This is a genomic window from Burkholderia sp. Ax-1724 (assembly GCF_011752995.1).
Taxonomy (GTDB): Bacteria; Pseudomonadota; Gammaproteobacteria; order Burkholderiales; family Burkholderiaceae; genus Paraburkholderia.
On sequence record NZ_VWWL01000021.1, the window covers coordinates 128587 to 140743 of the forward strand.

The window sequence follows — 12157 nt, forward strand, 5'->3', positions numbered from 1 at the left end:
TTACAGTTCTACTCAACAGAACTCAAGTTCTATTATTTTAGAAATTCTGGGGTTTACCCCTCTTAACCGGCCTCCTATGCACGCCTATAGTTCTTTCAAACAGAACATAGGTCTATCCAATAGAACTTAGTAAGAACTTAGGAGCCAGTGATGAGTACGTCCAACCCCAAGGTGTTGATCAGCGAAGTCGGGCCGCGCGATGGCCTGCAAAGCATCAAAAGCGTCATGCCGACAGCGGCCAAGCTGCGCTGGATCTCCGCGCTGGCCGCCGGCGGACTCAAGGAGATCGAGGTGGGCTCGTTCGTGCCGCCGAAGCTGCTGCCGCAAATGGCCGACATCCGCGAGGTCGTGGCGCATGCGCTGTCGATTCCGGGCTTGCACGTCGCGGTCCTCGCGCCGAATCTGCGCGGCGCCCAGAGCGCCTTCGAAGCCGGCGTGCACAAGGTGACGCTGCCCGTCTCGGTGACCAACGAGCATTCGATGGCCAATATCCGCAAGACGACGGCGCAGATGATCGAAGAGGTCCGCAGCATCGTTGCATTGCGTAACGAGCGGTTTCCCGGCGTGCAGATCGAAGCGGGGGTGTCGGTCGCATTCGGCTGCACGATCGCCGGCACGGTCACCGACGACGAGACGATGCGCATGTGCGCCGCGATGGCCGAATGCGGCGTGGACGAGATCGGCCTGTCCGACACCAGTGGCTACGCCAACCCGGCGCAGGTTCGCCGTCTGTTCCGCCGGCTGCAATCCGAATTCGGCGGCAAGGCGGGCGGCGCGCACTTCCACAACACGCGCGGCCAGGGACTGGCCAATGTGGTTGCCGCGCTCGATGTCGGCGTGACGACGATCGATTCGAGTCAGGCCGGCCTTGGCGGCTGCCCGTATGCACCGGGCGCCACCGGCAACATCGTCACGGAAGACCTGGCGTTCCTGCTGGAAGCCATGGGCTACGACACGGGCGTCGACATCGACCAACTCGTCGCCGCGCGCGCGATTCTGGCCGAAGCGTTGCCGGGAGAAGCGTTGTACGGGCACGTGCAGGACGCCGGGCTGCCAAAAGGTTTTACCTATTCAGACGGGCGCGTACCGAGCGCGCCGCAACCGGAAGGCTGCCTGCTGGGAGTGGCGCAATGAGCGAGGTGCAAGCGAATCAGGCGCTGCCGTATAGCGGCGTACGCGTCGTCGAGATGACGCATATGGTGATGGGACCGACGTGCGGCATGGTACTCGCCGACCTGGGCGCGGAAGTCATCAAGGTCGAACCGATAGCGGGCGACAGTACGCGCGTACTGCGCGGCTCCGGAGCCGGTTTCTTCGGTACCTTCAACCGGAACAAGAAGAGCATCGCCGTCGACGTGAAAGATGCACGCGGGCTCGAAATTCTGCACAAGCTGCTTGGCGGTGCTGACGTGTTCAGCGAGAACTTCAAAAGCGGCACGATGGACAAGCTCGGCCTCGGCTATGCCGCGCTTTCGCGGCTCAATCCGCGTCTCGTCTACGTATCGCATAAGGGATTCCTGCCCGGTCCGTACGATCACCGTACCGCGCTCGACGAGGTCGTGCAGATGATGGGCGGCCTCGCCTACATGACAGGACCGGAAGACCGTCCGTTGCGGGCCGGCACGAGCGTCAACGACATCATGGGCGGCATGTTCGGCGCGATCGGCGCGATGGCGGCGCTCGCTCAACGCGAGCGCACCGGGCTGGGCCAGGAAGTTCAAAGCGCACTATTCGAGAACAACGTGTTTCTCGTCGCACAGCACATGATGCAGTTCGCCGTGACCGGAAAAGCCGCCGCGCCGATGCCGAGCCGCATCTCCGCATGGGGCATCTACGACGTGTTTTCGGTCAGGGACGGCGAACAGATCTTTCTCGCGGTCGTGTCCGACACGCAATGGGCGATCTTCTGCGACGCGTTCGGCCTCGCGGACCTGAAGGCGGACGCGCGCATCGCGACCAACAATCAACGGGTGCAGGCGCGCGACTGGTTGATGCCGCAGCTTCGCAAGCATATGGAAGCCTTCACCGCGGCCGAGATCAGCGCGATCTTCGAACGCAACGGGTTGCCGTATGCGCCGATTACGAAGCCTCAGGATCTGTTCGACGACCCTCACCTGCTCGCCACGGGCGGGCTCGCCGACGTGACGTTGCCGGCCGACGCCAGCGGTGCCGGCCAGGCCGTCGCCACGAAAACCGCGCTGCTGCCTTTGACGCTCGGCGGGGACCGGTTGCAACTGCGTGCCGCGCCGCCTTCACTCGGTCAGGACACGCGGGCGCTTCTCATGCAGCTCGGCTACACGCCGGAAGATCTCAGACAGTTGACCGAAGCGGGCGTCGTCAGGTGTCAGGACCCGCAGCCCGGCGATACGACGAGGCCATCGGCGAACGAAGCCGCCAGCGCCTGATACCCGAACAGCACACGGAGAATCACGGTGCCGCGCGTAAGCGGCATGGCTCGACTCGGCCAGTGATTCGACAGGAGACGATAGATGACATCCCTTTCCTCGACTATAGCGGCCGACAGCCTTGCCGATTCCGCGCTCGAGCAGCAGGCCGTGAAAAAGGCCGCGTGGCGCTTTATCCCGCTTCTCGCGCTCGCCTATTTCTTCAATTACCTGGATCGCACCAGCGTGGGCTTCGCCGCGCTGACCATGAACCACGACCTCGGCCTGAGCGCCACGCAGTTCGGCTGGGGTGCCGGCATCATGTTCGCGGGCTACTGTATCTTCGAAGTGCCAAGCAATCTCGCGCTGTATCGCTTCGGCGCGCGGCGCTGGCTGGCGCGCATCATGATTACGTGGGGCTTTTTTGCGGCGGCCACGGCGCTTGCGGTGGGGCCGAAGAGCTTTTACGCAGTCCGGCTCCTGCTGGGTATCGGCGAAGCCGGCTTTTTCCCCGGCGTTATCTTCTTTCTGGCCATCTGGTTTCCCGCGAGTTATCGCACGCGTGTGCTCGCGTGGTTCACCGTCTCCACGCCGCTTTCATCGTTCGTCGGTGCGCCTCTCTCCGCCTGGCTGCTCAATATGGACGGCTTCCTCGGGCTCGCTGGCTGGAGATGGATGTTCATTGCGCAAGGACTGCCCGCATGCCTACTCGGCTTCCTCGTGCTGAAGATGCTCGTGAACAGGCCGGCCGATGCCGCGTGGCTGTCGCCGGAAGAACGGCAGGCGCTGCAGAGCGCCTTCGACCGCGAGGGCTCGGCCAGCCAGAAGAAGAAGGATTTCTCCGCCGCGTTGAAGGATGTGCGCACGTACATTCTCGCGATGATCTCGTTCGGCTTCACGATGGGCTCCTACGGCATCGGCATCTGGCTGCCGCAGATGCTCAAGGCGCACGGCATGAGCGTGACGCAGACCGGCTGGGTTTCGGCGATACCGTACTTCTTTGCCACCATTGCGCTGCTCTGGTGGGCGAGGCGCGTCGACCGCCGCGGCGGCCCCGTCGCGAATCTGGCGGTGGGTCTTCTGATCGGGGCCGTGGCGCTCGGCGTATCGACCCACTTCCATCACCTGGTGCCCGCCATGACGGGTATCACGCTGGCGCTCATCGGTACGATCGCGGGCCGCACGATTTTCTATACGTTGCCGGCCAGGTTCCTTTCGGGGCAGGCGGCCGCCGGCGGCCTTGCGCTGATCAATTCGATCGGCGCGCTGGGCGGGTTTGCGGGACCGTATCTCGTGGGTTATCTCAAGGACAGCTTCGGCACGTTCACGGCCGGCATGATCGGTCTGTCGATCGTGCTGTTCGTCACGACCTTGCTGACCCTCTCGCTGTATGCCTTCAGCACGGAAAAGTGAAGATGACCCAGCTTCGTTCGCCACGACGGCGCCGGCTCCTCGGGATGGCGGCCGCATCGATCATGATCCCCGCCGTCACCGCGCGGCACGGATTCGCAAAAGAGGAAACGCACGGCATGAACACGACCAGCAACTACCTTCCCGTTCGCGCGGCATGGCTCGCCTCGGGCACCGAAGCCGCGCTCGAACCGGACCTGCCGATCATCGACGCGCATCATCACTTCTACGAGCGGCCGGGATGGACGTACCTGCTCGACGACTATCTCGAGGACGCGAGATCGGGCCACAACATCACCGCGTCGGTGTACATGCAGGCACTCACGCGTTATCGGCAATCGGGCCCGGAACCGTTGCGCCCGGTTGGAGAAATCGAATACGTGGCTCAGGTAACGTCACCGTTGCAGAAGAGCAAGCCGCAGGTCGCAAAAGGTATCGTGGGCTATGCGGACCTGCGCCGCGGCGCGGCGGTGCGCGAGGTTCTCGAAGCGGAGCTTCAGGCCGGCGACGGCCGCTTGCGGGGCGTGCGGCACCTCGCGACGTGGGATGCGGACGCGACGCTCGTGAATCCGTTGTCGGCCTCGCCGCGCGGACTGCTGCTCGATCCGGCCTATCGCGCGGGCGTGGCGCAACTCGGCGCACTGGGTCTTTCCTGCGATGCGTGGCTCTTCTTTCCTCAGTTACCCGAACTATTCGATCTGGCGAAGGCTTATCCCGACATTCCGTTCATCATCAACCATTGCGGCGGTGTCGTGAGAATCGCCAGCTACGCGGACAAACACAAGGAAGTGTTCGAGGCATGGTCGCGTTCGATGCGCGAACTAGCGCAGTTGCCCAACGTGTATGTGAAGCTCGGTGGCCTCGGCATGCGCATCAACGGGTTTGACTTCGAGAAAGGCGAGCGGCCGCCTTCGTCGAGTCAACTCGCCGAAACGTGGAAACCGTGGATGCATACATGCATCGAGGCTTTCGGCGTGGACCGGTGCATGTTCGAAAGCAATTTCCCCGTCGATAAAGGCTCGTATCCTTATAGCAACGGCTGGAATGCATTTAAACGCCTGACCGCGCAGGCGAGTGCGCAGGATCGGGAAGCCCTGTTCCGGGGCACGGTGTCGAAGGTCTACCGTCTCGCGTAATCTTCTGCGCTGTCGTTGGCCGATGGAGCAAACGACAGCGCCGGGGATGACCCGTTCATTCCCGAATGACCTGAATGCGTCCCGCCTTGACGGCCGATTTCAAAACCGTCCAGTCGGCTTCATTCTGGTCCGCGTAAGCGAGCGCGAATTGCACGATCGCTTCGTCGAATGCATCCGACTTGCCGACATATCCGCTGAGCAACGCGGGGTCCCCCGCTTTCGCCATCGAATGAGCCAGCGCGTGGGCACAGGACACCGCATACTCGCCGAGATCTTCGACATCGAAAGTCGTAAAGTCGAATGCGCCCTTCATGTCGCGCAATTGCCGCACGTAGAAGTCGTTGCCTGTGTGACGCATCTTCGACCAGCCAAGAAAGATGTCGCTGGCCGACTGCAGCAGGCGCTGCCCGTTCACCACGCGCTGACCGTGATTGGGATAACGGCTCGGCGGCAGATAGCCCTCCAGCACGGAAGCCCGCGCTTCCTTGAGTTGCAGGAACAGCGGGCATTGTCCGTCGGCCATGAATAGCGCTTCGTAGCAACGCGTTCCCACGGACCCGATGCCGACCACTCGAATCGCGACATCCACCAGTTCATAGCGATCGAACAGCGTGCGGCGGTCGTCGGGAAGCGTCAGCCGGTAGTCGGCGAAGAAGCGCCGCACCATCGCGTCGTACTGCTTGTTCTCGTGCGGGCTTTCAAACGGCACGTGATACACGAGCGGCGGCTGATCCTTGATGCGCAGCTTGCCGTTCACGAGCTCGGTTGCATGATTCACCACGGAACGCGATGACTGCTGCTTCGCCTTGTCGATAACGGCCTGCTCTTTCTGCCGCTCCTGCGCCGAATCGGCAATGGCCAGCATGTTGTCCGAGTTGAACTGGGCATACCAGATATCGAGCGTGTCCATCCGGCTGAATTCGGCGATCTGCTGCCGGAAGGTCTCGCATAGCCGGCGCACCACACCGCGCTGGTCACGCTGCGCGAAACCGCGTTCGCGTGCGGCAATCACGAATGAGGTGGCCAGCCGGCGCACGTCCCAGTCGAACGGACCCGGCAGCGTTTCGTCGAAGTCGTTGGGGCCGAAGAGAATGCGCCGCTCCGGGCTGGCAAACAAGCCGAAGTTGGCGAGATGCGCGTCGCCGCCCAATTGCACGATCACATCCGAATGCGGCAGCTTCGACAGATCGTGCGCCATCAACGGCGCGGCACCGCGATAGAACGCGAACGGATTCGCGACCATCCGCCCGTAGCGGATCGGTATCAGCTCGGTCACGCGGCCGGCGTTGGACGCGTCGAGCAGCGCGATGGGATCGCGATCCGTCACCTTGCATTCCGCAAGCTTCTCGCGCGGCACCTTGCTGCGCGCCGCCTTGCCCGCCTCGACGCGCCTGGCGGATGCGCCGCGCCCCGCAAACAGCATGGACGGATCTTCCTGTGTCGCGAGTGTGCCTGGGTCGGCGGCGGGCGTGGCCGCTTTGGTGCGCTTTGCGTCGCTTGAATCGGGCATGCGTCACTCCTCGTTCTGTTAGAGACGGAGGCGGATGTTCGCCATTGCGCTTAGCTTCATTCCGGCCTGGCGCCCGGCGGGGACGAAGGCATCTTTATTCTGCCCGCAGGTCTATGCCGGGTTTGACGCCTGGCTCCAGGATCGAAGGCCTCCCTGATTCCTGCCTGCCACGGCATTATTCCATACTGTTAGGAAGTCAATTCTGCTGTTAGTCTCCCGAACCATCCTGGAGACGGCGTTTCCGCTCAATGCGGTCACGCAGATGCCGTCAGCGATACTGACAGGCCATATTCATTTTCAAAGTGATGGATTGAGCCTTGCCGATCGTTCAAAGATCGAATGGCGGCTGTCGGTGACGACGCATATGTACTGGAGTTCCGACAACCGTTACACCCGAAGTCGGGCCGAGACAGAAGCATACCAATGCGGACAAAGCCCGTACTCCTCTGCTCCTATGTAAATAGCCGTGACGGTTGAGCGACGCTGGCCCTGGCGATCGACTGCCATACGCGCAAACTGCCTGGCTGGCAGATCACCCTTCCGGGTGGATGGTGTCGTGGCGATGCGTGAAAGGTTGTCGCTCCCCGGCGCAGGTAAATCAAAGCGGGCCATCGCTATGCAACCCTAAACTACTCGTTCTCCTCGAAGTAGTGAAGAGGCCTTTCCTGATGGACCTCCGCCTGCAAACCTACGCCAGAACCTACGCCGAGTTCCCTCGCAACTTCCTAGCATATTAGTGTCGCATTTCTGCAACAAAGAAGCAAAACGTGCTGGACTGGCCCTCGCATGCCGACAAGCAGTCACCCAATAGAACTAGAACGCCTTCGATCAGGACCCAACACCCACTCGATTGTCAATCGAAAGCTGAAAGCCTTGTGGAGACGGAGCTACCAAGCGTTTGAGTCACGGTAATACCGTCACCGATACCGACACTACAGGTCGGCACTTGACGGCTTTCGGCAACCGGCTCTGGATAGTCACCCGCGTCCCTCGACCAAATCGTCGAGGTCATCGCCCAAAAAGAGAAGTTGAGGTCGACGATACCGTCATTAATACCGTCACGTCCCCCATTTTTTCAAACGCTGTCGGTCATGCTCGCTGGCATGTATTAGACACACGCTTCGCTATGTTGCCTCGCGAGTCCAAGCTCACGCTGAACCGTTCCTGATCTTGCTGGCGCACAGTGCATGTCCGCTACAAACAACGAACCACAGCTGATGTTGGCACGCTTGTTGGGCGGAGACGGAGGCATCTTTACCCTGCCCGCAGGCCCATACCCGGTTTGACTCCCGATTCTGGAATCAAAGGTCACCCCTACTTTCACCCCCACTCTTTTCTGCCCAGCATCGCCCCACATTGTGAAAATTCAATTCTGCTGTCAGTGGGTAGTGCCCCTATTTTTGGCTCTTATTCGCCCCCCTACTAGACAGGAAGCCGCAGCCCCCGTATCAACGCTCTTTCTGTCACCTCGTGAACACCGTTCATTGACGAACCAGATTTCGTAGATGCGAAATTACCTGGAAGATGAATGAATTGAACACAGTGAAGCGATTCAAGCATGAAAACGCAGGTCGCTTCGCCGCAAACCGAAAACCGCCAACGCAGCAACCACAGCTGCCGCAACAGCAGCCTGAAACGCAATCTGATAGCTGCCAGTACGAGAAAATATCTGCGCGAACAGCGCGGGGCCGCATCCAAGTCCAATGCTGAAGCAGAACATCAGCGAACCGTAAATGGCACCCAGGTGCCGACGACCAAACACGCGTGACGTCATATAAGCAAGCGCGTCGATTTCCGACCCCAGCGTAAAGCCGATCAGGATCGCAGCAACAGGTACTGTTACTACTGATATCCCCGCGGACAGGCAAACATAGCCGATCGCGGTGCCGACAAACACAGCGGCGGTAATCCACGGCGCAAAAAACCGGTCGAGCAGCGCGCCGCAGCCAACCCGACCGACCATCATCGCGATGCCGACAACCGTCATCACCAACGCGCCTTGTTGAGCCTTCAGTCCATAGTCTGATAGCACGATTGGCAACACCCATGTGCCTGCGCCGACCACCACCGAAATCAGGAAGAAACTGAGTGCCATCAGCCAGAACGCACGCGTCAGTAAAGCTGCACTCAGTGAGAGACCGGTAGATTTGTTCCCGGTAGCCTCGCGCGAGACCGGCACGACTATGCTGCCGCCCCGCGGCGGTTCATGCAGCAACCAATGCACGGACGGCACGCTGACTAGCCATACGAACACACCCAGACAAAGATAGGCAGCGCGCCAGCCGACTGAATCGATCAGCGCCGCCGACAATGGCGGCAACAATGCCACGCCGAGCCCGCTTAGCATCAACGCAAGCCCCAAAGCGAATCCCAGATGTTTGTCGTACCAACCGGCCACCGCCTTCACATAGGTAACCGGTACCTGCGCCGCGCCGAGTAGAAAACTCAGCGCAAAGAACAGCACGAAGCTGTTCGCACTGCTCGATAGCAGGCCAATCATCGCCACCCCCAGACCCAACAATGGCCCCGCGAATCGCGCGACGTACCGAGAGCCGAAGCGATCGACCGCAAGCCCCGTCAGCGGCCCACACAGTGCCAGCAGAATCTGGCCATACAGCACTGCAGAGCTGATGGTCGTGCGCGACCAGCCGGTATCAGCAATGATCGGCTTGACGAACACGCCAAAGCTGAACAACAGCACTGGCCCTGTATTGACCAGCATATTCAGGCCAGCACCGGCGACCACTGCGCCCGCACGCACCGAACCACCGGAGCGCACGCTGCGACGCCACCCGGAAAGCGAACTCATTGGTCGGTTTCCCGCAGTACGGTAACGTCGTGCTCGCCTAGTGCAGGAGCGGAAAAACGGGCAGTGAGCAGGTTGCCGTCGAACACACCAGGATAGCGCACCGAACGGACCGGGCCGAACGGCGTATCGAGCGTTGAATACAGCCGGTTGTGAAGCACTTGCGGGTCGTCGAGGTGCTGATCCGGGTCGTTGACAGGACCGCATGGCACCTCGAGTTCACGGAATTTCTCGAGCCACTCACGGCTGGTACGCTCCTTGAGCGGCACTGCAATACGCTGAAAGAACGTACTCGTCATTTCGGCCTTGTCGGCAATGCCGCGTAGCTCGTCTTTCCACTCCGGGTGGCCGATCGCTTCGAGCGTCTTCGCCAGTTGTTTTCCCGACACCGGCGATAGCACGATGTGGCCGTCCTGCGTCGCGACGACGGGTTGCGGCGGTGCCCGCCATGACGAATCGTCATTCAGATACGTGCGATGCTGGAACATGTCCGGGAAATTGAAGTACGAGACCATGTCGAGCATCGAAGTCTGAATATGCACGCCTTTGCCATTACGATTGCGCGCCAGCAGCCCAGCCAGCGCCAATTGACAGACGAAGCTCGCGGAAAGCTTGTCGACCATGAAACTATTGGTAGCTTTCGGCACACCGCCTGCAGCCTCGTACGCGATCAGACCGGTTCTTCCTTGCACCAGCGCATCGAAAACCGGCTCTCGCGCAGCATCGCCGTCAGGTCCATAGCCCGTGATCGAAAGGCGAATCAGCGATGCATTGAGCGCCTCGACCGTTTCCTTGCCGACACCCAGTTTTTCGGCGACATGCGGGCGCAGATTGTCGATGTAAATATCCGCCCCGCTCAGCAACTGTTTGAATGATTCGAGACCTTGCGGTGTCTTCAGGTCCAGTACGACCCCCTGCTTGCCGCGATTAGCATTTCCCCACACGACGCCCACGCCATGACGGCTCAAGCCGAAGTTACGATAGGGATCGCCGCCGGGCGGTTCGACCTTGATCACATCAGCGCCCAGATCGGAGAGCATCTGCGCGGCGAACGGTCCGGCCAGATAGCTGGCCGCTTCGACGATTCTGATGCCGGCCAGCGGGCGAATAAAGGCCTCGTTGGCTGACGCGGACGTTTCAGGCGTGGTGTGCATTGACATGCTTTGAACTCTCAGGAATACCGTTATATAGGATGACTTACACTGCGGGCTCGCAGTTGCGCGAGTGCAAGAACCGTGTCGACGGTGGGAGTGGGTATGGCGGCAAGCGTGCGCAGTGCGTCGATGGAGCGCGTCAGCACGTCGAGTTCGAGCGGACGGCCGTGCTCGAGATCCTGCAGCATCGACATCTTGTGTGCGCGAGCGCCCAGTGTGACGGCAATGCGCTTGTCCGGTACCTGCGGGATATCGACGCCGAGTTGCCGGCCAATTGCATCGGCCTCTTCCATCATGGCCTTGACGACCGGCAACACGCCTCGTGCCTCTGTCATTTCGCCGAGGCGCGCAAGCGTGAGCACGGCCACCGGATTCCAGCACAGGCTGTTGACGAACTTGACCCAGATATCGCCGCGGATATTCTCGCGCACCGGCGCGTAAATACCGGCATCGCTCAGAAGTTCGCTCAGGCACACGACGCGCTCACTTCTGGAACCGTCGATTTCGCCGACGGGACAGGCAGCCCGCTCGCCATCCTGTACGACGTGACCCGGCTCGGGCGAGTGCGCACCGATCCAGTAAGCGACACCCAGTGCCTGTGCCGGGGGCATGGCGCGCCAATGACGATCATCCGGATCGAGAAGCGTCAGCCGGCTGTCGGCAACAGCGCCTTGCTGACCGTAGAAGAAGTAGTACGGAATGCCAGTGGTCGGCGGAAGCACAGTCGTTCTCGCGCCAATCAGCGGCGCGATCGTGTCGAGCACGCTATCGACCTGGTGTGCCTTCAGCGTAAGAAAAATATAGTCTTGCGGACCTAGCTCGCGCGGGTCGTCAACTGCATTGACCGCGACGGAGAACGTCTCGCGCGGCGTGGTGATATGCAGGCCGGCCGCATGCAGCGCGGCAAGCGTGCGCCCGCGCGCGACGACACTCACCTCGGCGCGCGCCACGCGCGCCAGATGCCCTGCGATATACCCGCCTATTGCGCCAGCGCCGACCATGGCAATCCTGATCTTTTGCGTCATGGCTGCAATTAGTAGAGGGCACCGTTCACGTCGACGATTGCACCGTACATGTAGCTGGCCGCGTCGCTCACCAGAAAGCCCACTACGTTCGCGATTTCTTCGGGTTCCGCGGCACGCTGCGGCGCGGTGCCGGCGATGAACTTCTCGCGCGCGGCTTTCGGCACGGCAGCCCCCATCGCGGTATTGACCGTGCCGGGCGAAACCGCGTTGACACGGATATCGTGCGCGCCCAACGGCTTTGCAAGACCGCGCGTAATAGCCATGACCGCGGCCTTCGATCCGCCGTAATCCGTCACCGCGCTGCCGGTATGTCCCACGATCGAAGCCAGATTCACGATCGCCCCGCCGCCGCCCACCTCGACCAGGCGTCGCGCCACCGCCTGCGAAGCGAAGAACATGCCGCGCACGTTGACATCGAAGGTAAAGGCGTAGTCAGCGGGCGTGATGTCGAAAAACGTCTTGCCGTGCCAGACACCCGCGTTGTTGACCAATACCCGCACGGTGCCGTACTGGTTATCGATCGCGGCAAACGCCGCGCCGATTGCGTCGATGTCGGTCAGATCGCACTGGCGATATGCACCGCCTCGTGCGCTTTTTTCGGCAATGTCGAGACCTACCGCGGTATATCCCTGCTTCTCCAGCACGGTGCAGATAGCCTGGCCAATCAGACCATTCGCACCGGTAACGACAGCGACTTTTTCTGACATGTTTTCTACTCCACGTGAACTCATA

General features: G+C 61.1%; 9 protein-coding genes. 4 read left to right on the top strand and 5 right to left on the bottom strand.

The genetic code is table 11. The annotated features are described in order from the left end of the window. Positions 1 to 150: 150 nt before the first annotated feature. The 4 genes from F3J19_RS24160 to F3J19_RS24175 all read left to right on the top strand — a co-directional run bounded on the left by F3J19_RS24160 (position 151) and on the right by F3J19_RS24175 (position 4930). The gene (locus F3J19_RS24160) at positions 151 to 1134 is read left to right on the top strand and encodes a hydroxymethylglutaryl-CoA lyase (RefSeq protein ID WP_167047128.1); all 984 of its coding nucleotides are present in this window, start codon (positions 151 to 153) and stop codon (positions 1132 to 1134) included. Beyond that, entirely contained in the window at positions 1131 to 2405 is a 1275-nt protein-coding gene (locus tag F3J19_RS24165; RefSeq protein WP_167047131.1) for a CaiB/BaiF CoA-transferase family protein, read from the top strand. The genes F3J19_RS24160 and F3J19_RS24165 overlap by 4 nt, the downstream gene beginning before the upstream one ends. An 84-nt stretch (positions 2406 to 2489) precedes the next feature. Next, positions 2490 to 3797, top strand: coding sequence for an MFS transporter (locus tag F3J19_RS24170; protein WP_167047134.1), 1308 nt, complete (start codon positions 2490 to 2492; stop codon positions 3795 to 3797). Between the two features lie 2 nt (positions 3798 to 3799). After that, complete coding sequence (locus tag F3J19_RS24175; protein WP_167047137.1) at positions 3800 to 4930, top strand: amidohydrolase family protein; 1131 nt, start codon at positions 3800 to 3802, stop codon at positions 4928 to 4930. 55 nt (positions 4931 to 4985) lie between these two features. Here the strand turns inward: F3J19_RS24175 and F3J19_RS24180 are convergent, their stop codons facing one another. The 5 genes from F3J19_RS24180 to F3J19_RS24200 form a co-directional block, all read right to left on the bottom strand. Continuing rightward, positions 4986 to 6440, bottom strand: coding sequence for a DUF2252 domain-containing protein (locus F3J19_RS24180; RefSeq protein ID WP_167047140.1), 1455 nt, complete (start codon positions 6438 to 6440; stop codon positions 4986 to 4988). Between the two features lie 1552 nt (positions 6441 to 7992). Beyond that, a complete protein-coding gene (locus F3J19_RS24185) occupies positions 7993 to 9249 on the bottom strand; it encodes an MFS transporter (RefSeq protein ID WP_167047143.1) in 1257 nt (418 codons plus the stop codon). After that, a complete protein-coding gene (locus F3J19_RS24190; RefSeq protein WP_167047146.1) occupies positions 9246 to 10406 on the bottom strand; it encodes a CoA transferase in 1161 nt (386 codons plus the stop codon). The genes F3J19_RS24185 and F3J19_RS24190 overlap by 4 nt, the downstream gene beginning before the upstream one ends. A gap of 23 nt (positions 10407 to 10429) precedes the next feature. Next, entirely contained in the window at positions 10430 to 11425 is a 996-nt protein-coding gene (locus tag F3J19_RS24195; protein WP_167047149.1) for a 2-dehydropantoate 2-reductase, read from the bottom strand. Between the two features lie 8 nt (positions 11426 to 11433). After that, complete coding sequence (locus F3J19_RS24200) at positions 11434 to 12132, bottom strand: SDR family oxidoreductase (RefSeq protein ID WP_167047152.1); 699 nt, start codon at positions 12130 to 12132, stop codon at positions 11434 to 11436. Positions 12133 to 12157 lie beyond the last annotated feature (25 nt).

What these genes read in the sequence shown, in the direction of transcription:
- F3J19_RS24190 (WP_167047146.1), bottom strand. Translation starts at nt 10,406, where the DNA reads ATGTCAATGCACACCACGCCTGAAACGTCCGCGTCAGCCAACGAGGCC.
- F3J19_RS24170 (WP_167047134.1), top strand. Translation starts at nt 2,490, where the DNA reads ATGACATCCCTTTCCTCGACTATAGCGGCCGACAGCCTTGCCGATTCC.
- F3J19_RS24165 (WP_167047131.1), top strand. Translation starts at nt 1,131, where the DNA reads ATGAGCGAGGTGCAAGCGAATCAGGCGCTGCCGTATAGCGGCGTACGC.
- F3J19_RS24185 (WP_167047143.1), bottom strand. Translation starts at nt 9,249, where the DNA reads ATGAGTTCGCTTTCCGGGTGGCGTCGCAGCGTGCGCTCCGGTGGTTCG.
- F3J19_RS24200 (WP_167047152.1), bottom strand. Translation starts at nt 12,132, where the DNA reads ATGTCAGAAAAAGTCGCTGTCGTTACCGGTGCGAATGGTCTGATTGGC.
- F3J19_RS24180 (WP_167047140.1), bottom strand. Translation starts at nt 6,440, where the DNA reads ATGCCCGATTCAAGCGACGCAAAGCGCACCAAAGCGGCCACGCCCGCC.
- F3J19_RS24175 (WP_167047137.1), top strand. Translation starts at nt 3,800, where the DNA reads ATGACCCAGCTTCGTTCGCCACGACGGCGCCGGCTCCTCGGGATGGCG.
- F3J19_RS24195 (WP_167047149.1), bottom strand. Translation starts at nt 11,425, where the DNA reads ATGACGCAAAAGATCAGGATTGCCATGGTCGGCGCTGGCGCAATAGGC.
- F3J19_RS24160 (WP_167047128.1), top strand. Translation starts at nt 151, where the DNA reads ATGAGTACGTCCAACCCCAAGGTGTTGATCAGCGAAGTCGGGCCGCGC.